This window comes from Vreelandella sp. EE27 (genome assembly GCF_968206495.1).
In genome coordinates this window covers 681151-703622 of the sequence record NZ_OZ309109.1, presented here as the reverse complement: position 1 = coordinate 703622, position 22472 = coordinate 681151, and the positions used below count along the sequence as shown (strand labels likewise).

Annotated in this window: 21 protein-coding genes, 1 tRNA gene and 2 pseudogenes; 16 read left to right on the top strand and 8 right to left on the bottom strand. The window is 59.8% G+C overall.

Going from position 1 to position 22472, the window contains the following annotated elements; translation table 11 throughout:
* Positions 1-174: 174 nt before the first annotated feature.
* The 3 genes from ACWHVV_RS03390 to ACWHVV_RS03380 all read left to right on the top strand — a co-directional run bounded on the left by ACWHVV_RS03390 (position 175) and on the right by ACWHVV_RS03380 (position 3948).
* A complete protein-coding gene (locus tag ACWHVV_RS03390; protein ID WP_447928075.1) occupies positions 175-930 on the top strand; it encodes an aspartate/glutamate racemase family protein in 756 nt (251 codons plus the stop codon).
* Between the two features lie 123 nt (positions 931-1053).
* The gene (locus ACWHVV_RS03385; protein WP_447928074.1) at positions 1054-2415 is read left to right on the top strand and encodes an NCS1 family transporter; all 1362 of its coding nucleotides are present in this window, start codon (positions 1054-1056) and stop codon (positions 2413-2415) included.
* A gap of 57 nt (positions 2416-2472) precedes the next feature.
* Entirely contained in the window at positions 2473-3948 is a 1476-nt protein-coding gene (locus tag ACWHVV_RS03380) for an NCS1 family nucleobase:cation symporter-1 (protein ID WP_447928073.1), read from the top strand.
* Positions 3949-4063: 115 nt separating this feature from the next.
* Here ACWHVV_RS03380 and ACWHVV_RS03375 read toward each other — a convergent pair whose 3' ends face one another.
* Entirely contained in the window at positions 4064-4960 is an 897-nt protein-coding gene (locus tag ACWHVV_RS03375) for a DMT family transporter (protein ID WP_447928072.1), read from the bottom strand.
* 131 nt (positions 4961-5091) lie between these two features.
* Here ACWHVV_RS03375 and ACWHVV_RS03370 point away from each other — a divergent pair, with 131 nt between their 5' ends.
* Positions 5092-5988, top strand: coding sequence for a LysR substrate-binding domain-containing protein (locus tag ACWHVV_RS03370; protein ID WP_447928071.1), 897 nt, complete (start codon positions 5092-5094; stop codon positions 5986-5988).
* 71 nt (positions 5989-6059) lie between these two features.
* Here ACWHVV_RS03370 and ACWHVV_RS03365 read toward each other — a convergent pair whose 3' ends face one another.
* Entirely contained in the window at positions 6060-6779 is a 720-nt protein-coding gene (locus ACWHVV_RS03365) for a GntR family transcriptional regulator (protein WP_447928070.1), read from the bottom strand.
* A gap of 50 nt (positions 6780-6829) precedes the next feature.
* Positions 6830-7183 (bottom strand): hydroxyisourate hydrolase, encoded by a 354-nt coding sequence (uraH, locus tag ACWHVV_RS03360; RefSeq protein ID WP_447928069.1) that lies wholly within the window; start codon positions 7181-7183, stop codon positions 6830-6832.
* 106 nt (positions 7184-7289) lie between these two features.
* Here uraH and uraD point away from each other — a divergent pair, with 106 nt between their 5' ends.
* Complete coding sequence (gene uraD / locus ACWHVV_RS03355) at positions 7290-7841, top strand: 2-oxo-4-hydroxy-4-carboxy-5-ureidoimidazoline decarboxylase (RefSeq protein WP_447928068.1); 552 nt, start codon at positions 7290-7292, stop codon at positions 7839-7841.
* Between the two features lie 63 nt (positions 7842-7904).
* Here the strand turns inward: uraD and ACWHVV_RS03350 are convergent, their stop codons facing one another.
* Both ACWHVV_RS03350 and ACWHVV_RS03345 read right to left on the bottom strand, forming a co-directional pair.
* Positions 7905-8261, bottom strand: coding sequence for a phasin family protein (locus ACWHVV_RS03350; protein ID WP_447928067.1), 357 nt, complete (start codon positions 8259-8261; stop codon positions 7905-7907).
* Positions 8262-8401: 140 nt separating this feature from the next.
* A complete protein-coding gene (locus tag ACWHVV_RS03345; protein WP_447928066.1) occupies positions 8402-9094 on the bottom strand; it encodes a glutathione S-transferase N-terminal domain-containing protein in 693 nt (230 codons plus the stop codon).
* A gap of 362 nt (positions 9095-9456) precedes the next feature.
* Between ACWHVV_RS03345 and ACWHVV_RS03340 the strand changes: the two genes are divergently transcribed.
* The 7 genes and pseudogenes from ACWHVV_RS03340 to ACWHVV_RS03310 all read left to right on the top strand — a co-directional run bounded on the left by ACWHVV_RS03340 (position 9457) and on the right by ACWHVV_RS03310 (position 16322).
* The gene (locus ACWHVV_RS03340) at positions 9457-11148 is read left to right on the top strand and encodes an L-lactate permease (protein ID WP_447928065.1); all 1692 of its coding nucleotides are present in this window, start codon (positions 9457-9459) and stop codon (positions 11146-11148) included.
* A 136-nt stretch (positions 11149-11284) separates the two neighbouring features.
* Positions 11285-12120, top strand: a pseudogene (locus ACWHVV_RS03335) (IS4 family transposase).
* 229 nt (positions 12121-12349) lie between these two features.
* On the top strand, positions 12350-12517 hold the full coding sequence (locus tag ACWHVV_RS03330) for a hypothetical protein (RefSeq protein WP_447928064.1): 168 nt from the start codon (positions 12350-12352) through the stop codon (positions 12515-12517).
* A 5-nt stretch (positions 12518-12522) separates the two neighbouring features.
* Entirely contained in the window at positions 12523-12957 is a 435-nt protein-coding gene (locus ACWHVV_RS03325) for a type II toxin-antitoxin system death-on-curing family toxin (RefSeq protein ID WP_447928063.1), read from the top strand.
* Positions 12958-13572: 615 nt separating this feature from the next.
* Positions 13573-14292 (top strand): hypothetical protein, encoded by a 720-nt coding sequence (locus tag ACWHVV_RS03320; RefSeq protein ID WP_447928062.1) that lies wholly within the window; start codon positions 13573-13575, stop codon positions 14290-14292.
* Between the two features lies 1 nt (position 14293).
* On the top strand, positions 14294-14860 hold the full coding sequence (locus ACWHVV_RS03315; protein ID WP_447928061.1) for a hypothetical protein: 567 nt from the start codon (positions 14294-14296) through the stop codon (positions 14858-14860).
* A 117-nt stretch (positions 14861-14977) separates the two neighbouring features.
* Positions 14978-16322 (top strand): annotated as a pseudogene (locus tag ACWHVV_RS03310) (IS4 family transposase).
* Here the strand turns inward: ACWHVV_RS03310 and ACWHVV_RS03305 are convergent.
* Together ACWHVV_RS03305 and glcC are read right to left on the bottom strand one after the other, a co-directional pair.
* Positions 16306-16830 (bottom strand): gamma carbonic anhydrase family protein, encoded by a 525-nt coding sequence (locus ACWHVV_RS03305; protein ID WP_447928060.1) that lies wholly within the window; start codon positions 16828-16830, stop codon positions 16306-16308. The pseudogene ACWHVV_RS03310 and the gene ACWHVV_RS03305 sit on opposite strands and share 17 nt — an antisense overlap.
* Positions 16831-16936: 106 nt before the next feature.
* A complete protein-coding gene (gene glcC, locus ACWHVV_RS03300; protein WP_447530495.1) occupies positions 16937-17677 on the bottom strand; it encodes a transcriptional regulator GlcC in 741 nt (246 codons plus the stop codon).
* A 184-nt stretch (positions 17678-17861) separates the two neighbouring features.
* Between glcC and glcD the strand changes: the two genes are divergently transcribed.
* From glcD to ACWHVV_RS03280, 4 genes are read left to right on the top strand one after another with little or no spacing between them, the layout of a single operon-like run.
* Positions 17862-19361, top strand: a complete 1500-nt coding sequence (gene glcD, locus ACWHVV_RS03295; RefSeq protein WP_447928059.1) for a glycolate oxidase subunit GlcD — start codon at positions 17862-17864, stop codon at positions 19359-19361.
* Positions 19362-19394: 33 nt separating this feature from the next.
* Positions 19395-20489 carry a glycolate oxidase subunit GlcE gene (gene glcE, locus ACWHVV_RS03290; RefSeq protein ID WP_447928058.1) on the top strand — a complete coding sequence of 365 codons (1095 nt, stop codon included), beginning with the start codon at positions 19395-19397 and terminating at the stop codon, positions 20487-20489.
* A gap of 11 nt (positions 20490-20500) precedes the next feature.
* The gene (gene glcF / locus ACWHVV_RS03285; protein ID WP_447928057.1) at positions 20501-21730 is read left to right on the top strand and encodes a glycolate oxidase subunit GlcF; all 1230 of its coding nucleotides are present in this window, start codon (positions 20501-20503) and stop codon (positions 21728-21730) included.
* A gap of 57 nt (positions 21731-21787) precedes the next feature.
* Complete coding sequence (locus tag ACWHVV_RS03280; protein WP_447928056.1) at positions 21788-22189, top strand: heme-binding protein; 402 nt, start codon at positions 21788-21790, stop codon at positions 22187-22189.
* A 177-nt stretch (positions 22190-22366) separates the two neighbouring features.
* On the opposite strand, the gene ACWHVV_RS03275 is transcribed toward ACWHVV_RS03280, so the two are convergent.
* Positions 22367-22443 (bottom strand) — tRNA-Asp (locus tag ACWHVV_RS03275).
* Positions 22444-22472: the final 29 nt, after the last annotated feature.

The following is a 22472-nucleotide window of genomic DNA, read 5'->3' as shown; positions in this document are numbered from 1 at the left end:
GCTTCGACGCCGCCGCTGCGCCTGGCGACCTGGTTTTAAGTTGCCAGTAAGCGCCGCTCAGCGGCGCCTACGTGTTTGGCCAGGGTTCGACGCCAAAGGGGTTGCGCCGGGCTTTAAACCGCCCTATTTTCGTATACAAGACTCCCGTTAACGTTTACCTGCGAGCCGCTCAACGTGCATATACGCATCATCAATCCCAATACTACCGCTTCGATGACCCAGGCGATTCAACGGGCCGCGCAGGCGCTCAAAGGCGCGGACACGACGCTGAGCGCGACGCAGCCCGAGTCCGGCCCGGTCTCGATCGAAAGCCACTTCGACGAGGCCATTAGCGCGGTAGGCGTGGCCGAAGAGGTGCTCAAGGGCGAGCGCGAAGGCGGTATCGACGCCTACATCGTCGCCTGCTTTGGCGACCCGGGGCTTCTGGCCGCCCGGGAGCTGACCGCCAAGCCGGTCATCGGCATTGCCGAAGCCGGTTTTCACCTGGCCACGCTGATCAGCACGCGCTTTTCGATCGTCACCACTCTTGGCCGTACCGGCATCATCGCCGAGCACCTGCTGGAGCAGTACGGCTTTCGCCACCACTGTCGGCGTATTCGCGCGGCGGAAATTCCGGTGCTGGACCTGGAGCACGACCCGGATGCGGCCTTCAAGCGTATTGTCGAAGAGTGCTGCCGAGCCCGGGACGAAGACGGTATCGGCGCGATCGTACTGGGTTGCGGCGGTATGGCGAACCTGACCCAGGCGATTAGCCAGCAAGTGGGCCTGCCGGTGGTCGAAGGCGTCAGTGCCGCCTTGAAACTGGCCGAGTCGCTGGTGAGTTTGAACCTGACGACCAGCAAGCACGGCGACCTGGATTACCCGCGTCCGAAACCCTTCACCGGGAAATTCGCCGAGTTCTCCGAGCTTCGTTTGCCGCCCAAACCCTAATTTCGCTCGATTTAACCCATAACACATCAACAATTAAAAACACCGTTAGTACGCCACGCCGCAAGCGTCGCCCGGCCACCGGGCAAAACTATAACGCCGATAAAATCTTGCGAGGACGGTACGATGAGCACGTCTGAACCCAAATCAGGGGCCTCAGGGCCCACGCTCGACCCTGCCCACAAGGCAATGGGCGCCGAAAGCCTGGCGCCCCAGCAGACCCGCATCATGGGGCGCGGCTCCTACTTTCTGGCCTGGTTCGGGGGGTGCGTGTCAATCGGCACCTTCGCCATGGGCTCGAGCGTGGTGGGCACCCTCAACCTTTTGCAGGCAACGCTTGCCATCGCCATCGGCTGCTTCGTGATCGGCGTGGCGCTGGCCATCAACGGCGCCGCCGGCTACAAGTACGGCATTCCCTTCATGGTACAGGCCAGATCCGCCTTCGGATTTACCGGCACGCGCATTCCGGGGCTCGTGCGCGCGGTGCCCGCCGTGGTGTGGTACGGCTTTCAAAGCTGGATCGGCGCCGGGGCGCTTAACATGGTGTCCGCCACGCTGTTCGGCTTCGACCACCTGGTGTTTTACTTCATCGCGTTTCAGCTTCTGCAGATCGCGCTGTCGGTGACCGGGTTTCAGGGCATCAAGTGGCTGGAGAACATCGGCAGCGCCTTCATCCTCTGCTCGCTGACCTACATGTTCTACGCCACCGTGCAGCGCTATGGCGACGAGCTCTCGGCCAGCCTTTTCACTATGGAAGGCTCCTGGGGCATGCCGTTCTGGGGCGCGACCATGCTGTTTTTGGGCATTTATAGCACCATGATGCTCAACGTCAGCGACTACGCGCGCGAGCATAAAAAGGGCACCGGCGGCGGGCTTTTGGCGACCATTTACGCCATGTCGATTCTGCCCTGCACCCTGTTCATGGGCTTGATCGGCTATATGGTGTCGGAAGCCACCGGCACCGCGGACCCCATCCAGGTGTTCGCCAACGCCGTGGACAACACCCCGCTTTTGATGACCACTCTTTTGTTCATCGCCTTCGCTCAGGTGACCACCAACGTGCTCAATAACGTGGTGCCCCCCACCTACGTGCTGATGGACGTGTTCAAGATGCGCTTTCCCACGGCGACGATTCTGGTCGGGCTGCTGGCGTTTGCCACCTTCCCCTGGAAGCTGGTTCAGCCGGAGTCCGCCGCCGGTCTTCAGCTGTTCGTACAGACCTACTCTGCGTTTCTCGGCCCGATCTTCGCGATCCTGGTGGTGGACTACTACGTGATTCGCCGTCGCACGTTGGATATCGACAAGCTCTACGACCCGCAAGGGCCGTATAAAGGCGTCAATCTGGCCGCGCTGATCGCCATGGCGGTAGGCATCGTCGCCGCGCTTTCTTTTTCGGCGGTCTCCTGGTACGCAAGCCTTATCCCCGCCGGCGTGGTTTATTACCTGTTGATGGCGTACTGGCCGGTGTGTCAGCGGTTCAACCAGTAAGCACGTGTTCCCCTGCCGCCCGCCAGGGCGGCAGCTTCTCGACCCAAGGACCATACAATGAATGAGAAGCCGCTCTCCCCCGAGCTCAATATCAAGCAGATCGACCCAAGCCTTTACAACGAGGACCTGGCGCCGCTAAAGCCCGAGGCGCGCAGTTGGGGGGCGTTCGAGATCTTCAACGTCTGGTCCAACGATATTCAGAGCCTGTTTGGCTATACCCTGGCCGCTTCGCTTTTTTTAACCTACGGCCTGAACGGCTGGGCGGTGATGGCGGCCATCATTCTGGCCGGTGTGGTCGTCATGTTTCTGGTCAACCTGACCGGCAAGCCCAGCGTGAAGTACGGCATTCCCTTTCCGGTGATGGTGCGGGCAAGCCTTGGCGTGCGCGGCGCCAACCTGCCCGCCATGCTGCGCGCCATCGTGGGGATATTCTGGTACGGCGTGCAGACCTACTTCGCCTCGACGGCGGTGGCGCTTTTGATTACCGCGTTCGTGGGTGAAGGCAGCGGTGAGTTTCTGGGGCTCTCGCCGGTGGCCTGGGTGTCGTTTGTGATCGTCTGGGTCTTTCAGATCGCGATCTTCTGGCAGGGCATCGAGCGCATCAAACACTTCTTGAACTGGGCGGGGCCGCTGGTCTACGTGGTCATGCTGGTGCTGATGGGCGTGGTCTGGTACCAGGCCGGTGACGAGTTGCTGCCCGCTATCGGATCGATTTTTAGCGGCAATGAGAGCCCCGGGGGAAGCGCGGTGGCAGCGTTTTTCGCCATCGTAGGCACCATGATCGCCTACTTTGCGGCGGTGGTGATCAACTTCGGCGACTTCACTCGCTTTGTGAAAACCGAGCGTCAGATGAAGCTGGGTAATTTGCTGGGCCTGCCGCTGAACGTGGCGTTTTTCTCGTTCATCGCGCTGATCATCACCGCCGGTACGCTGGTGCTCTTCGGCGAGGCGCTGACCAACCCGGCGGACATCGTCGAGCGGGTGGACTCACTGCCGCTGACCATCGTCGCCGCGCTGACCTTCTTCGCCGCCACGGTGGGCATCAACCTGGTGGCCAACTTCATTCCCCCGGCTTATGATCTGGCGAACCTGTTCCCCAGCAAGATCAGTTTCAAGACCGGGGGCTTGATCACCGCGATTATCGCGTTTTTTGTTGGCGCGCTGTGGGTGTCGGTGATCAGTGAGATCGGCGTACCGGGCTTCGTGAATGCCCTCGGCGCCATCGTCGCGCCCTTCTACGGCATCATTGTGGTGGATTACTACCTGATCAAGCGCCAGCACCTGGACATGCAGGAGCTTTTCTCCTCCGCGCCGGGGGGCGCTTACTACTACGTGAAGGGCTGGAACAAGCGCGCCCTAATCGCGTTTTTGGGTGCGGCCCTGTTCTCGCTTTCCACCGTGCTGGTGCCTGCGCTTTCCGGGCTCGATGGCTACGGCTGGCTAATCGGCGCCGGTTTGGGCGGGCTGATTTACTTCGTACTGATGCGCCGATTCAGAGTGGAGGAGCCCGCTACCACCTCTCGAAACACCTGAGGCAACGCCGCGCTCAGGCTAAAAAAATCAGCGGTTTGAAAAACGCCATCGGGACTCCCCGGTGGCGTTTTTTATTGGGGAGTTTATGAGCGGTATACCCTGCGCCTGCCAAGCTTTATAGGCGCCCCCGCGCTGGCCAAAAGCGAGGCGCGACCACCAGGCAGACGCCGGTGATGGTCATTACGCTGCCAATGATTTGTGCCGAGGTGACGCCGTAGCCAAACACCGCATACCCGAGCAGCATGGTCGCCACGGGGAGTAAATTGAGCGCCAGCGACGCCCGACTAGGTCCCACCAGCGCCACCGCCCGGTTGTAGCAGACGAACGCAACCAGCGAGGGCCCAAGGCCGAGATAGACCACCGCACCAAGCGTCGCGCTATCCAGGCTCAAGGTTGGCTCGATAATCCAATACTCTACCCACGCCAACGGTAAAAGCACCAGCACGCCGATCGCCGCCATGGGTGGTAGGCTTGCATAGATAGGTAGCCCTGCCCACCAACGCCTGACCGCCAGGGAGTACACCACCCAGCAGGCGATTGCCAGCACCATGATGGCGCTGCCTACGCTTGCGTTATCGAGTGCCTGAGCAGGCTGCCCCTTCGTCACGACCCAGATAGCCCCCACTACGGAGAGCAACACACCGGCCCACTGTGCGCCCCTTAACCGCTCCCTGAAGATGAGCGCCATGACGACGGCCGTGGCGACCGGAATACCGGTTTCGAGCACGGCCACATTATTGGCACTGGTGGTGGCAAGCGCTGCATAAATGAGCGCTTGGAAAAGCGCCATCCCCATGACGGCCATGAGCACAAGGGCTCGCCACTGAGCGATCAGCCGGTGTCGCCAACGCCAACTGGCCATACCAAAACAGCACGTGGCGGCTATTAACGCCACACCCATACGCGCGGTGGCCAGGGCGAAGGGAGGCAGTGATTCGGTGGCCGTCTTGCCGACCAGCAGATTGCCGGAGAAGAACAGGACGACGGCTAGAAGATAGAGAGTGGCGCGCATTACACGGGGGACCTTTTCATGGTGAGGGCAACATGCAACCCTATCGGGTCGATGCTCTAGAAAAGGTTAACGAGATACCCAGGGCGTCTCTATGGAGTTTTATTCAAGGCGTCTTTAAGCGGGCTAAAGCCATGAAATATCTTGTTCATTTGCAAACCTTTTTGCTTGTCGCCAGGACCGGCAATCTCACGCGTGCCGCCAAACGTCTGTGTATTACGACCGGCGCGGTTAGCCTGCGACTCAAGGCGCTCGAAGACAAAGTGGGCACTGCGTTACTCAAACGACACAGCCAAGGCGTATGGCTCACACCGCAAGGCGAAGCGCTTTATAGCCGGGTCGAGCGGCATATGGCGGCGATCGAAGAGGCCCTTTATGAGGTGAGCGGCGACCGCCACCCGTTTACCATCAGCGTGATGCCTTGGCTTGCGTCGAGCTGGCTCATGCCACGGCTTCACCGCTTTACCCAGGCCCACCCGGAAGCGGTGATCCGGGTCGAAACGAGTAGCGCGCTGGCCGACCTGAAAAGCGGCGAGGTCTCGGCGGCGCTGCGTTTTGGCCAGGGGGAGTGGCCGGATACGCACGCCGAGCATCTCTTCGATGAGTGGATCGCACCGGTTGCCCACCCCGCCCTGATCGAGCGCCTCGAACTTCAAACAGACCGACCCGACCAGTGGCCATTACTCAACGATCCGGATGACTGGTGGTCGCTCTGGTTTTCTCAGCATCGCAAAAGGCACGGTTCGGTGGCCGCCACAAAACCCAACGCGCTGACAGGCGTCAATTTGCAGGACGCTAACACTTTGGCAGAAGCCGCCTGCACGGGCTGGGGCGTCATTCTCGGGCGCTCTACCCAAGTCCATTCGCTTCTCGAAGAGCAGAAGCTACAGCTTTTAAGCGATCAATGGATAAAAGCGCCGCGCAGCCATTATCTGGTGCGCACGAGCGAGCGCGAGGCACCTGCTCTTTTCGATGCGTTTCACCAGTGGCTCCACGCCGAGCTACAAACTGACGTTACGCCGATCCATTGAGAAGCCGACAAGACGTATCAAAGCCGCCCAGCCATTGTGATCGCCTCTCTTAAAGTGTTAAGTCTTTAATATTAGCGCGGCTCTGCAAATATCTTCTTTAAGTCCGGCGTGCTTTCCTGCTCTTCCACCATCGAAAGCGACGCTTCGATCGCTTTCAGGTGGCGGCTCATGAAGGCCTGGGCGCGGGCGGCGTTGCCGGCTTCGAGATAGGTGATCAAGTCGTCGTGGTCGTGGGATTCACAGCCCAGGTGGCCGCGGTGGCCGTAGACCGCGAGAATCAGCGAGGAGCGCGAGCAGAGCCGCTCGACGAACTCGGCCAAAGTGGCGTTGCCGGAAAGCCTTGCCAGGTGCACGTGAAAATCCGCCGAGAGGCGAATCGCTACGCTCTGCTGGCCGCTTCGCAGGGCCTGGCGCTCTTGATGGGCCAGGCTGCGCAGCTCGTCCGCCTCCTTCGCTCCCATGCGCCGGGTGATGTCCGCCATCAGCCCGCACTCCACGAGTTGGCGGGCGTCGAATACATCCTTGGCCTCGTCCGCGGTCGGCCGGGTGACGCTGGCGCCGCGCCTTGGGGTGAGCGTGACCAACTGCTCGAGCGCCAAACGCTGTAGAATCTTGCGAATACCGGTGCGGCTAATGCCGAATACGTCTGATAGCGCGTCTTCGCGCAGACGCGCGCCGGGAGGTAGCCGCTGCTCGACGATAGCGTCGCTCACCGCGCGATAGATCGCTTCATGGCGCGCCTCGCCCTCTTTCTCGAAGGTGCGGCGTTTCGTTGTTGCCTCGTCGCTCATGCCCTCTCCTTGCAATGGTTGAACGTCCTGCGCTAGCCACGCATTAAGGGTTAGCTGCCGCGATACGTCGAATAGCCATAGGGGGAGAGCAAAAGCGGTACGTGGTAGTGCTGGCTGGCGTCGGCCACGCCAAAACGCAGCGGGATTACGTCCAAAAAGCGCGGCTCGATGGCCTCGACGCCGCGGGTGCGCAGGTAGTCGCCGGCGTGAAACACCAGCTCGTACTCGCCGGCACTAAACGTGTCGCCTTCCAAAATCGGGCCGTCGCAGCGCCCGTCGGCGTTGGTCACTACGCTTCCCAAGTGCTCGCGCGAGCCGGCGGAAAGCCGAAAAACCTCGATGGTAATGCCTTCGCCGGGCTGGCCTTTCGCCGTATCCAGCACGTGGGTGGTAAGCCGTCCCATAGCGTCTCCTTGTTGGGGTTGTGTTTGACCTATTGGTCAAAGATTACGGGTGATACTATCGATTGTATACGCTAACGCCCTCGACGTACGTCCAGGAGAAGACGCCGTGCCCCATGCTAACCGCGATGCTTACCGCCCTCTTACGCCAGCACCCAGCCAGTGCGGGCGGGATGATTTTGTAGCGCACTATGGCGACATCTTCGAGCACTCCCCCTGGATTGCCGAGCGCGCCTGGCAGCAAGGGCTGAACGCCACCCACGACGCGCCGGCGGCGCTGGCCGACACGATGGGCAGGGTGCTGCTGGCGGCTAGCCCGGAGCGCCAGATCGAGGTGATTCGCGCCCACCCGGATTTAGCGGGCAAGGCGGCGCTGGCCGGGGAGCTTACCTCATCGTCGACAAGCGAGCAGGCCGGCGCCGGACTCGATCAGTGCTCACCAGAGGAACTTGCCCGTTTTGAATCGCTCAATAGCGCCTATAAAGAGAAGTTCGGCTTTCCCTTCGTGGCCGCGGTGAAGGGCCTGGATCGCTACGCGATTCTCGAGGCGTTCGAAACGCGCCTGGAGAACACCCCCGCCGCCGAGCGGCAAACCGCTGTCGAGCAGATCATTCGCATCGCGCGCTTTCGCCTGGTGGCGCGTAGCGAAGAGGCTTCTTGAGTTTCTTTTACCCACGAAAAAGCCGCGCTAAAAAGCGCGGCTTGAAAAGCGGCTAACGCCTGATTACTTGTTCAGGTTGTCGGCGGCTTTTTGAGTATTCTCTTCGGCCATTTTCTGGCTGTCCTGCATGAAGTCCTGACCGATCGAGGTGACTTTCTCGGAGTCGCCTTTTACGCGCTCCACGAAGTCAGAAGCGGTCTTTTGCTGGGTCTGCATTGCACGCTTGAAGCTGTCCGAATCTTTTACATCAAGCCAGGTACGTGCCTGGGAAATACTCATGTCGGAGTAAGCGCGCGCTGCGTCGATCTGGGCACTTACCAGACGCTCGTAGTAATCAAGCGCCGCCAGCGTGTATGAGCGCATCGGCGATACGAAAGCCGACTCGAACTGCTGCTTGGTATTTTCTGCGGTCCTATCCATCACGTAACCTCCTGCAAGTTAGCGATTCGACACGCATGTAGCCTGGCGGTCGAGAGCAAAGCAATTGCCTTGTTCTGCTAAAGCTAGCAGTGCTTTTTGTGCAGCGCAACATAAAATTTCAAACGCCCCGCTCGTGGGCTTTAAACGTCGCGAACGGTCGGCGCCTTGCCCGCTATACCGTCATGAACACCCAGCATTTTTTCGAACCAGGTGGCGATCGGCGCGTCATTTTCGAACAGTGCCTCCCGGGATACCACGTGGGCCCACATCATGCTGCCAAACAGTAGATAGTCGGCGCCGCCCGGGGCCTGGCCGTCGATGAAAGGGCTCTCCTCGAGCAGCGCATTGACCGGCACCAGCGCTTTTGCAAGCTGCGCGCGTCCCTGTTCGGGGTTGTGCAGCTCTTCGAAACGCATGTTGAAGCTCGCTTCACGCTTTTGACGAAAGTAATCGCGGTCGTCCGGATGGATCGCATCGAGCAGGTCCATCACTACGATACGAAAAAGCGCGGGGGTGACGCTGCGCTCCACGAAAAGCTTGAAAAAGAGCGCGCGCTGGTAGTCCTGCCCTTCCCCCAGAATAGGCGATTCGGGGTAGGTCTTATCCAGATAGCGCATGATATCGAAGCTATCGGTCACCACGGTTTCGCCATCCACCAGCACCGGCACCTTGTCGTGGTTGGCGAAGGCGATTTTCTCTTTTTCCTGAAAGCGCCAGGGTTCGGTGCGATACGCAAGCCCTTTATGGGCCATCGACATGTGCACCCGCCAGCAAAAGGGTGAAAAACGCAGCCGTTCGTCGCGCCCACACAAATCATAAACAATGCGATCCATCGGTATACCTCTCTGAAATAGCCATGTTGACGGGACCCTACGACCAGCATGGGCGTCGGACACGCTTCCGGCAAGCCGTAAACGCTTTCCGCCGCTCTTGGCCACTACTATCTATTAGTCTAATGAGAGAGGCAGCACCCCTCACCGCCCATACGGCTTAAATTCTTTAAATACAGAAGCTTGCCAAACACGCCGTTTCATTTAAAGCCATCACCGAGCCCGCTTGATCGGCAAGGCCCGTTTTCCAATCTAGTCAGAACGCCAAGCTGGCCGTATCGTGCAGATGAAAGCGTCGGGTGGCGGACATACCGGGCGTGAAATAACCAAAAAGCGTCGCCGATTAACCATTAAGGGGCTGTTTAATGAACGATACGATACTTGCGCTACTGGCGTTTTTGCCGCTACTGCTTGCGGGTATTTTGCTGATTGGTTTCAAGATACCCGCCAGGATCGCCATGCCGATCGTATTTTTGACCGCCGCCATTATCGGCCTGACCGCTTGGGACATGACGTTCAATCGCGTGGCCGCCTCCACCCTTCAGGGCCTGATCCAGACCGCGGGGCTTTTGTGGATCATCTTCGGGGCGATTTTACTGCTCAACACCCTCAAGCACTCCGGGGGCATCACCGCCATTCGTAACGGCTTCTCCGGCATCAGCCCGGACCGTCGCGTACAGGCATTGATCGTGGCGTGGCTGTTTGGCTGCTTTATCGAAGGGGCTTCGGGCTTTGGCACCCCCGCCGCCGTGGCGGCGCCGCTGATGGTCGCGCTGGGCTTTCCGGCCCTGGCCGCCGTGGTGGTGGGCATGATGCTGCAGTCCACGCCGGTCTCCTTTGGCGCGGTGGGTACACCGATCATCGTGGGCGTGGGCACCGGGGTGGACCGCGCCGGCATCAGCGCCGACCTGGAAGCCGCCGGCTCCTCCTGGGACGTGTTCTTTCAGCTGATCACCAGCGAAGTAGTCATTACCCACGGCATCATCGGCGTGTTGATGCCGCTGATTCTGGTCACCGTGATGGTGCGCTTCTTCGGGGCCAACAAGTCCTGGAAAGAGGGCCTGTCGATCACGCCCTTCGCGATCTTCACGGGTATCTCCTTCGTGGTGCCCTACATGCTGGTGGGTGTGTTCCTCGGTCCGGAATTCCCCTCTATGATCGGCGCGATGGTCGGTCTTGCCATCGTGGTGCCGGCGGCGCGCAAAGGCTTTTTGCTGCCCAAGGATACCTGGGACTTCCCCGAGGCGAGTGCCTGGCCGGACGAGTGGATCGGTAAGCTGCAGATCAAACTCGATGACGTGACGGGTCAGGCGCCCATGTCCACGCTTAAAGGCTGGATCCCCTACGTGCTGCTGGCGGTTTTCCTGGTCGCTTCGCGCACCGTGGAGCCGCTGCAAGCCGCCCTCACCTCGATCAACCTGAACTGGGCCAACATCCTGGGGGAAACCGGGGTCAGCGGCGGCGTCCAGCCCCTTTACCTGCCCGGCGGTATCATCATCGCCGTGGTATTGATCACCTACTTCTTGCACAAGATGAACGGCGGTCAGCTCAAGGCGGCGGTGTCCGAGTCCACCAAAACCATTTTCGGCGCGGGTTTCGTGCTGGTGTTCACCGTGCCGATGGTGCGGATTCTGATCAACTCCGGGGTCAACGAGGCGGACCTGGTCTCCATGCCGGTCATGATGGCCCAGGCCGTGGCCAACGGCGTGGGCGATATCTACCCGATCTTTGCGCCCGCCGTAGGGGCACTGGGGGCGTTCATCGCCGGTTCCAACACCGTCTCGAACCTGATGCTGTCCGAGTTCCAGTTCAACGTGGCGCAGAGCCTGGGCGTATCGACCGCGATGATGGTCGCCCTGCAAGCCGTGGGCGCAGCGGCGGGTAACATGATCGCCATTCACAACGTGGTGGCGGCCTCGGCCACCGTCGGGCTTCTGGGGCGCGAGGGCGCAACGATCCGCATCACCATCCTGCCGACGATCTACTATCTGACCTTTGCCGGTATCATCGCGATGATCGCCTTCTACGCCCTCGGCGTCAGCGACGCGCTGATGTAGTCCCCACACCGCGCCACTTGCAAAGCAGCGTAAAAAAACCACCCTTCGGGGTTAATGCCAGTCAGTTAAGGTTTTCATTCACCCGCTGACGATGCGATAGTCCGGTATCAGTAACTGACTGATACCGGACTTTTTTATGCATTTTAGCCAGGCCATCGATGCCATTGCCCGTATAAGCCCCGATCACTTCTCCAGCCTTGCGGACGTCCTTTCACCCGAGCTTATCGATACCTGCCTGGAACAGGCCGGCGTGGCGACCCTTCGCAAGCGGCGCCTGCCGCTGGATCTGGTCATCTGGTCATCTGGTCGATTGTGGGCATGGCCCTGTTTCGGCATATTCCCATGGGCCAGGTGGTCAACCAGCTCGATATCGTCCTCCCGGGCAAGCGTCCTTTCGTGGCCCCCAGCGCCGTCGTGCAGGCGCGTCAGCGCCTGGGCAGCGACGCGGTCAAGCGGGTCTTCGAACAGACCCAGGCCCTCTGGCACGCGCAAACCCCTCAACCCCACTGGTGTGGCCTCACCCTGCTGGCCGTGGACGGCGTCGTCTGGCGAACCCCGGATTCTCCTGACAACCAGGCCGCCTTCGCCCGCACGCGTAACGCGCAGCGCGAGGCCGGTTATCCGCAGGTGCGCATGGTGTGCCAGATGGAGGTGACCAGCCACCTGCTCACGGGAGCCGCGTTTGACAGTGTCTCGACCGGTGAAGTGGCCCTGACGGAAGACCTGATCGCCGGCACACCGGATCACTCGCTCACGCTGTTCGATCGCGGTTTTTATTCGCTGGGCCTGCTGCATGCATGGCAGCAGGCCGGCGAGCAGCGCCACTGGATGATCCCGTTACGCAAGGGAACACGCTACGAGGAGAGCCGCTCGCTGGGACGCCAGGTTCGACGAACATCGGCCGAGAAAGAGTCCATAACGGCTCGCAAGAATGAAAAAAATCGTAGCATGCTATTTTTTGCGCGACTGTGAAAAATGAGCTGTGAAAACGTAAATAATTGCATGTTATTATTTTTTTGGCATGACGTTCGGATGGTAGAAGGTATTTGATTCGAAGTGATCATTTACACAAAATTTTCAACCGCCAAAAAGGTTGCTTGAAAAGCATCCATTGCGTAACCTTATCAAGTCATTTGCAAATCCGTAACGAACTCGTTGCGGGTTTTTTTCGTCAAATGGACATGAATATTTGGAGGTTGCCATGACCGCACTGTTGAAAAAAGAACGCCTGATCATTCCTGCGCGAAAGGAAGGTGAAAGCGTGAAAGCTCGTCCGTGCCTTGGCGATCATCAAGCCCAGTTAAAAAAAGCGGGCAAAATGTCGATGGAGCGGTATGAAAGCGCCTATCGTGAGCTTGCCAAGGTGTAGCCTTTATGAGCGGCTGTGGCTCTGACAACGACGGTATCCGCTACCTCGTCGTGCTAGAATTGATCGAAATTAATAAAGAGATGTTGAGGCTCACCCCGGGTGAGCCTTTTGGTATCTGCGATCAGGGCGGCCTTGAAAGCGCGCAGCAAAAGCCATGCATGCACCGCTACTATACTCAGACCGAAGATTTAGCAATGCTGGCGAGTGTCCTAGGCTTTGGGATAGTGCAAAACCACCCCTTCCTGAATGCCAATAAGCGCACTGCTGCGGACGCTGTTTACCGCTTCCTTCTGTTGAATGGCTACGAACTGACTATGCCTGGGCAGGATGTAGTGCTGCTTTGGGAAGGTGTAGCGATGCATGAGTATAGTGAAAAGGACGTAGCTAGCCTCTTGGCCTACTGGTCACGAGAATTCGATACGTCTTCCCTGAACGACTAACCCCGCACAAGCGGGGTTTTTCATGCCCAGCTGTCGAACATGGCGGACGCTCTCTTAATTCGGCTGATAGTCCATCAACCTTATGCTGAGGCCTAACGATGACAGCATGCTTCGTTTGAAACGCGGGCCCTTTTTACAAGTGCAAAATGTCCCACTTTTTGACTGAAAGTTCTCGGGAGTACCCTTAAGGGCGCCTCAACGTCCCGGGCCTATCAGATAGGCGATGACATAATTGAACCCTGGCACGCGCCGGGGTTTTTTTATGCCCAAACACAGCGAAGCCCCGCTGAGGGCCAACTCAGCGAGGCTTCTAATCAGTTCCCCATGAAAGGGCATGGAGGCGATGTATGAGCAATTATAAGCGCAGTGGCGGCAAAACGCGATTGCGCGTAGGAGGTCGTATGTCTGAAAAAGGCGCGGATCGTGCGGGAACCATTCTGGCGATGGGTAGGTTACTGGTAGGGGTGGCAACGGTAATTGCCTCCGTTGCCGCCTTGGTCCATGCGCTCCTTTAAGGCGCATCCAAAGCATCCGAAAATTTCTTTGAGTCTGGCGCATGGATGCGCTATTTTGCATGACACTTTAAGTGTACTCATACGGTAGAAGTCACACGCGATGAAGCACCTCACGCTCAAGCTACATGGGACCGATCCAGACAAGCTGCCCTTGGCAAGCCTGTCGAAGTATCTCGGTTGCCTGGACAAGCTCTACGGCGGTAAGGAAGTCAAAACCCTTACCGAAGTAGAGCCTGGCTGCGCGTGTTTGAAAATTGCCGTTGACGATTCCGATTATGAGGAAGCTTTACAGCATGTCAGGCAGGCTTCCGAGGGTAAGGCTGCCAGAAAATACATGGACCCCTACAATCAGCTTCTAGGCCAAATTGAAAAAGATGGCTACGAGGGTGAGTTTTATGCGGGTAAGGTTCGGATAGTGTGTTTGCCTTCCAAAAAGAGAAGCGCTCATAGCAGTGCGCTCTCTCAAAAGATGGCTTCCTCGGTTAAGGGACGTTTGTACTCAGTGGGCGGCAAAGACGATACCATTCCAGTTCGAATAGAGGATATGGAAGGCAAAGTCGTTTACGGGGATACGAATCAGACCCTCGCTACTGCCCTTGGTAAAGATCTGTTCAAGCATATCCACGCGCATGGAGAAGGCGAGTGGGAACAGATGGAAATCGGTGGCGATTGGCAGCTCCGTAAGATAGTGATTCACAGCTATGACGTCATCGAAAACCTTGACCCCAAGTCAGCCTTCAACAAGCTTAGGGCGTTGGGCGGTATAAAACTTCCAAACGACAAGGGAGTTCACACCGACATACTGGATAACAGGAGCTAACGTGCGGCTAGTCGTTGATGCCAATATACTCATGCAGATTCTCAAAGCAGGTGGCCGCAACGACTTGATGTGCCCGCGTACGGACGAGGTCATTGAGAATCCAGAAGGGCGAGCAGAAGCCCTACTTGATCTGATGAACACCAAAGCCGATCGCATACTGATCCCGACTCCCGCATTATCTGAAATTCTTGTCAGGGTGGAGGATCACGAACTGCATCGTGAGTACTTATCAGTAATCAACAGCATGGCATGTTTCGACTTGATCAATTTTGATGCGATCAGTGCCATCAACTGCGCCCAGCTCGTCAATAATTCAGAGCTCAAGCAGTTGAAGGGCGTTGACGATCCAAAGAAAAAGGTCAGCTTTGACAGGCAGATAATTGCGATGACTCAAGCCTATGGCGGTGACGAGCTATGGACGCATGATAAAAAAATGCTTGCGAAGGCCGAGGCGGTCGGCATTGTAGTGAAGTCATTAGCTGATGTCGCTTCCAACATGAGTCAGATGGAGCTTCCAGAAGAAAGCAGCCCCGGTGAAGTCGTTAGTATGGACAGTCGACGTAGATGAGTATTTTAGTCGCCCTAAAACCCCGCCCAAGCGTAATGCCAGTCAATTAAGGTTTTCACATACGGCCTAACGATGCGATAGTCCGGTATCAGCAACTTGCTGATACCGGGCTTTTTTATGCATTTCAGTCAGGCCATCGATGCCATCAACCGTGTGAGCCCCGACAGCTTTTCAAGCCTTTCCGAGGTTCTTCCCCCGAGCTCATCGACACCTGCCTGGAGCAAGCCGGTGTCGCGACCCTTCGCAAGCGGCGACTGCCGCTGGATCTGATCGTCTGGTCGATCGTCGGCATGGCTCTGTTTCGCCATATTCCCATGGGGCAGGTGGTCAACCAACTCGATATAGTGTTACCCGGCAAGCGCCCAAGTGCCGTGGTGCAGGCGCGTCAGCGCTTGGGCAACGACGCGGTCAGGCGGGTCTTCGAGCAGACTCAGTCCCCCCCCCACTGGTGTGGGCTCACCCTGCTGGCCGTGGATGGAGTGGTCTGGCGCACCCCCGACTCGCCTGACAATCAGGCGGCCTTCGTTCGCACACGTAATGCGCAGCGCGAGGCCGGTTATCCGCAGGTGCGCATGGTGTGCCAGATGGAGGTAACCAGCCACCTGGTCACGGGGCCGCGTTTGACAGTGTCTCGACCGGTGAAGTGGCCCTGACGGAAGACCTGATCGCCGGCACACCGGATCACTCGCTCACGCTGTTCGATCGCGGTTTTTATTCGCTGGGCCTGCTGCATGCATGGCAGCAGGCCGACGAGCAGCGCCACTGGATGATCCCGTTACGCAAGGGAACACGCTACGAAGAGATCCGTTCGCCAGGGCGCCAGGACCGGCTCGTTCGGCTGACGACCTCGCCCCAGGCGCGCACCAAATGGCCGGATCTACCGGCCTCGTTTGAAGCGCGGCTGCTGCGCCGCCAGGTCAGGTGGCGGGAGGTGACGGTATTGACCTCGATGACGGATCCAATGCGCTTTCCGGCCGCCGACATCGTGGATCTTTACAGCTACCGCTGGGAGATCGAGCTGGGGTATCGGGAGATCAAACAGGCGCTGCTGGATAACCGGCTCACATTGCGCAGCCGTACACCGGAGATGGTGCGCCAAGAGTTGTGGGGCACGCTGCTGGCCTACAACCTGATCCGCTTTCAGATGGCGCGTATGGCCTACAGTCTGAACAGTATTCATCCCAACCAGCTGAGTTTTCATCAGGCGGCCAGCTTTATTATCAAGGAGTTATCGATTCTACCGGCGGTATCGTCGGGCCGGGTGCCGGCGGTCGTTCAAACCATCACGGAGATGGCGCCAGCCTTCGTGCTGCCGGATCGACGGGAGCGGTCGTACCCACGCGCAGTCCGGGCACGCCCGCAAAAATATCCGGTCAAAAAAAGCCAGTCAGCTCTAACTGACTGGCATTACCCTTCGGGGTGGTTTTTTATGGGTCGATACTGGTTCAGCCGATGCGCTTGAGCTTTTTCGCGTGTTCCTGCCCCCGCTCGACATAGCTCTGGGCGTTGAGTTTGAGCCCCTCCACCGCGCCTTCGGGCAGCGTTTTCACCACCCGGGCGGGGGAGCCGACGATCAGCGAGTTGGGCGGAAACACCGCGCCCTCCTTCACAAACGAACAGGCCCCGACCAGGCTGTTCTCGCCGATCACCGCGCCGTTCAAGATCACCGCCTGAATACCGATCAGGCAGCCATCCTCCACCGTGCAGCCGTGAAGCATGGCCTGATGGCCCACGGTGACCCCTTTGCCGACTTTCAAAGGAAAGCCGGGGTCGGCGTGGAGCACCGCGCCATCCTGGATATTGCTCTCCTCGCCGACTTCCAAACGTTCGGTATCCCCGCGCAGCACCGCCTGATACCACACGCTCGAGCACGCCTCGAGCGTAACCTGCCCGATCACGTCGGCAGTCTCGGCAATGTAGACGTCGTCGGCAATCGTTGGCTGGTGCTCACCTAATTGATAAATGGCCACGTTGGCTCCTCTTGTTCGTTGTGTGCTGAGTTATTCGTTCTGTCGCGCAGGTTCAGGCTAACGCCTGGCTCGTCAAACCGGCAACGTATCGGGTATCGGATATTGGCTAACGCCACTCCTCCAGCCGCATCGAGGAGCGCTCGAGACGTTCGTTTTCCGCGTCGAGCTCACGTAAAAGCTCGGTGATGCTGCTCAAATGCTCGAGGGCGATGCGCTTGGCCTGTTCGGCGTCGCCTTTCACCACCGCGTGAAAGAGCTGCTCGTGCTGGTGGTTGATCATCGCGCGCGGGCCCGGGCGGTGGTAAAGGTGCTTCACCGAGGCGAATACCGAGCTCAACAGCAGATCGGTCAACCCTTGAAGCGTATGCACCAGCACCGGATTGTGCGAAGCCTGAGAGACCGCCAGGTGAAAGGCATGGTCGAAGCGTGCCAGCTTCTCGACATCCACTTCTTCAGCGTTGGCGACGTAATCGGCCATTGCCTCGAAACGGCGGGTAATCAGTACCCGGTCCATCGAGGTGCCCCGTCGAGCGGCCAGGTAGGCGGACTCGCCTTCCAGCAGCGCGCGCACCTCCAAAAGATCGAACAGCGTGCGCGGGTGATCGCGAAACAGATGCATGAGCGGGCCTTGCTGCGGCATGGGCAGCAGCGAGGCGACCACAGACCCGCGCCCCTGACGGGTTTCGATGATCATCTTGCTGCGCAGAATGCGCAGGCCTTCGCGCAGCGAGGCGCGGGAGACGTCAAGGCGCTCACAAAGGCGCCGCTCCGAGGGCAGCAGTTGGCCCGGGCGGAACACGCCCTCCAGAATCAGCGCCTCGATTTTCGCGGCTACCTGCTCCGGCATGCGCCGCCCAAGCGGCGTCTCGAAAGGTATCTGGCTCACGCTCGTCTCCTCCAGGGCGGGCTCGAATAACTGGTCAGACCACTGCACCACAGGCTAGACACCTGCACGAAAAAAGCCCAGATTATTCGATATCAGCGGTGTCACGCCGCGTTTAAAAATCGATATTACAAAAACAGGAGGGGATATGAACATCCTCTACGACGCCCGCCTGGACGGCGAGCTGGCTGACCGTGACAAGACCGAGGTACTGCGCGAGCTGCAAAGCGCGGCCCCCACACTGACCCTTCTGCACAGAGAAGAGGACCTGCGCCCCTTCGAATGCGACGGGCTGGCGGCGTACCGCGTGCTGCCCATGTTGGTGGCGCTACCCGAGAACCTCGAGCAGGTCGAACGCCTTTTGACGTGTTGTTTCGCGCTGGGTGTGCCCGTGGTCACCCGCGGCGCAGGCACCGGGCTCTCCGGTGGGGCGTTGCCGCTCGAGCAAGGCGTGCTGCTGGTGATGTCGCGCTTCAACAAAATCGTCGAGGTCGACCCGGACGCCCGTATCGCCCGGGTACAACCCGGGGTACGCAACCTGGCGATTTCCGAAGCCGCCGCGCCCTATGGGCTCTACTACGCCCCGGACCCCTCCTCGCAGATCGCCTGCTCGATCGGTGGCAACGTGGCGGAAAACGCCGGCGGCGTTCACTGTTTGAAGTACGGCCTGACCGTGCACAACGTGCTGCGCGTGGACGTGCTGACCATCGAGGGCGAGCACATGACATTGGGCTCGGAGGCCTTCGATGCCCCCGGGTTTGATCTGCTCGCACTGATGAACGGCTCGGAAGGCATGCTTGGGGTGGTCACCGAGATCACCGTGAAGCTTCTGCCCAGGCCGGAAACCGCCAAGGTGTTGATGGCAAGCTTCGATGACGTGGAAAAAGCCGGCAAAGCGGTGGGTGACATCATCGCCGCGGGCATCATTCCCGGCGGGCTCGAGATGATGGACAAACTCGCCATCCAGGCCGCCGAGGACTTCGTCAAAGCGGGCTATCCGCTGGACGCCGAGGCAATCCTTCTTTGCGAGCTCGACGGCGTCGAGGCGGACGTGGACGACGACTGCGAAACGGTACGCCGGGTGCTTGAAAAGGCCGGCGCCACGGATATACAGCAAGCCCGGGACGATATCGAACGTGCCAAGTTCTGGGCCGGGCGCAAGAATGCCTTCCCCGCCGTGGGGCGTATGTCGCCGGACTACTACTGCATGGACGGTACCATCCCCCGCCGCGAGCTGCCCCGGGTGCTCAAGGGTATTGCCGCGCTTTCCCAGGAGAGCGGCCTTCGCGTGGCCAACGTGTTCCACGCCGGCGACGGCAATATGCACCCGCTGATTTTGTTCGATGCCAACAAGGAGGGCGAGCTCGAACTCGCCGAGGACGTGGGCGGCAAGATTTTGGAGCTTTGCGTGGCCGCCGGCGGGTCGATCACCGGCGAACACGGCGTGGGCCGCGAGAAGATCAACCAGATGTGCAGCCAGTTCCAGGCCGATGAGATCAGCGTTTTTCACGCCGTAAAGGCGGCCTTCGATGAAAAGCGCCTGCTCAACCCGGGCAAGAACATTCCTACGCTTGCGCGCTGCGCCGAATTCGGGGCGATGCACGTCCATAACAACGAGTTGCCCCACCCGGAGCTGCCGCGTTTTTAACGCCGGCCCGGTTTGCGACATAAAGGAGTGACCATGACCGAACCAGCGATACAGGCTTTTGATCGCGATATTAGCGAGGCGCTTTGCCAGCAGGTCGCCAACGCTTACCAAACCAGGGCGCCGCTGCGTATTAAAGCCGGCGACACCCGCGGCTTTTACGGGCGCCCGGTAGAGGGTATCGAGCTCAGCCTCGCCGAGCATAGCGGCATCGTAAGCTACGACCCGGTGGAGCTTGTCGTCACCGTGCGCGCGGGCACGCGCATCGACGCCCTGGAAGCGGCGCTTGGCGAGCATCATCAAATGCTGCCCTTCGAGCCGCCGCGCTTTGGCCCGGCCAGCACCATCGGCGGGGCCGTGGCTACCGGGCTTTCCGGCCCGCGCCGCCCCTGGGCGGGGGCGGTGCGCGATTTCGTGCTGGGCAGCCACGTGATCACCCAGCAAGGCAAACAGCTGCGCTTTGGCGGCGAGGTGATGAAAAACGTGGCCGGCTACGACGTGTCACGGCTGATGACCGGCGCCCAAGGCACGCTAGGCGTACTGACCGATATCTCTTTCAAGGTGCTGCCCCAACCCAGCGCCCGCCACAGCCTGCGCCTTGACGATCTGGGCATCGAACAAGCGCTGGAGACGCTTTCCACACTCGGCCGCGAGCCCTTGCCGATCACCGGCGCGGCGTGGCACCAGGATGCGCTCTATATTCGCCTCGAAGGGGGAGAAAGCTCGGTCAAGGCGACCCGCGAGCGCCTGGGCGGCGAAACCCTGGAGGCGGATGTCTGGACGGCCCTTCGCGACCACCGCCACGACTTCTTCACTCTCGAAGCAGGCCAGACGCTTTGGCGCGCCTCGCTCCCTGCGCATACCGCGGCGCTGGATACCGGCGAGGCCGACGTTTTTTACGACTGGGCGGGCTGCCAGCGCTGGGTAAAAACCCGGGACGGCCAGGCGCTGCGCCAGGCGTGCCAGGCCAAAGGCGGACACGCCACCTGCTTTACGCCCCACGCCCAGGGGGGCGATGAATCGCCCTTTACACCGCTTGACCCGGTCGTCGAGAAGTATCACAAGAAGCTCAAGGCCGAGCTCGATACCTACGGCATTTTCAACCCGGGCCGGCTTTACGCGGGGCTTTGAGGAGAGCTTTCATGCAAACGCACTTTACCGATGCCGACCGCCAGAAACCGCACATTCAGGAAGCCGAGCGCATTCTGCGCACCTGCGTACACTGCGGCTTTTGCAACGCCACCTGCCCGACCTACCAGCTTTTAGGCGACGAGCGCGACGGCCCGCGCGGGCGTATCTACCTGATGAAGGAGCTTTTGGAGAGCCGCGACGACGATACCCAGGTGACCGAAGAAACGCGCCTTCACCTGGACCGCTGCCTGACGTGCCAAAACTGTGAAACCACCTGCCCGTCGGGGGTGGAGTATCACAAGCTTTTGAACATCGGCCGCGCGGAGATCGAGCGCCGGGTGCCGCGACCGGCAAGCCAACGCGCCACGCGCTTTGCGCTACGCAAGATGATGGTCGAGCCCAAACGCTTCAAGGCGCTTTTGAAACTCGGCCAAACCTTCAAGCCGCTGGTGCCGGCTACGCTCAGAGACAAAATGCCGCCGCCCCCGGTGGATGCGGGCACGCGCCCGACCACTCAGCACGCCCGCCAGATGCTGATTTTGGAAGGCTGCGTGCAGCCGGGGCTTTCGCCCAACACCAACGCCGCCACCGCCCGGCTGCTGGATCGGCTGGGCATTGGCCTGACGCCGGTTAGCGAGGCGGGTTGCTGCGGGGCGATCGACTTTCACCTGAACGCCCAGGAGGCGGGACGCCAACGCATGCGCGCCAATATCGACGCCTGGTGGCCCCAAGTGGAGCAAGGGGTCGAGGCGATCGTGCAAACCGCCAGCGGCTGCGGGGCGTTTGTGAAGGAGTACGGTGAGATGCTCAAACACGACCCGCGGTACGCCGCCAAAGCCGAGCGCGTAAGCGCTTTGGCCCGCGACATCGTCGAAGTGTTGCGCGAGGAGCCGCTGGAGAAGCTTGCCGTGAAAGAGCACAAACGCCTGGCGTTTCACTGCCCCTGTACGCTGCAGCACGCCCAAAAGCTCAACGGCGCGGTAGAAGGCGTACTGACCAAGCTCGGCTTTACGCTGACACCGGTGCAGGATAGCCACCTGTGCTGCGGCTCCGCAGGTACCTACTCGATCACCCAGCCCGAAATTGCCACGCAACTTCGCGACAACAAGCTCAACGCCCTGGAAGCCGGCGACCCGGAGATGATCGTCACCGCTAACATTGGCTGTCAAACGCACCTGGCCGGCGCCAACCGCACACCGGTTCGTCACTGGGTAGAAATCGTCGATGCCGCGCTTAACTGACCCGTTTTAACCCCCCGCGCGATCCAAGCACTTTTACAACATCAAAAAGGAAACAGCATGCAAACCAAAGCCATTTTGAGCCAGACCGATGTACTCACCGCCCTCGACGCGGCGCAAAAGGAAGCCGAAGGTCAGGGGTGGTCGGTGACCATTGCGGTCGCCGACGACGGCGGCTACTTATTGGGCCTTCGCCGTCTGGACGGCGCCGCGCCTTTCAGCGCCGAAGTCGCCACGCAAAAAGCGCGCAGCGCCGCCATTGGTCGTAAAGAGACCCAGGTGTTCGAGGAGATGATCAACAACGGCCGCACGGCGTTTCTCTCCGCTCCGCTCGAGGGCACGCTGACCGGCGGCGTCCCGATCATCGTCGACGGCCAGGTCGTAGGCTCGGTGGGCGTTTCCGGCGTGAAGCCGGACCAGGACGCGCAGGTCGCCAAGGCCGGTGTCGCCGCGATCGGCTAAACGTCAGGCACGCAAAAACGACCCTGGGCAATGGCTCGGGGTTTTTTTATGTGTGAAGCGTGAAGCGTGAAGCGTGAAGCGTGAAGCGTGAAGCGTGAAGCGTGAAGCGTGAACAGCGTAAGGGTGCGCGGTGGCGCGGAGAAACAAAGAAGAGGATAAAACAGGAAGGAAACTTGATGGCGGACCGGACGAGACTCGAACTCGCGACCTCCGGCGTGACAGGCCGGCATTCTAACCGACTGAACTACCGGTCCACTTTGAAACGACCATTTAATCGCGGTTC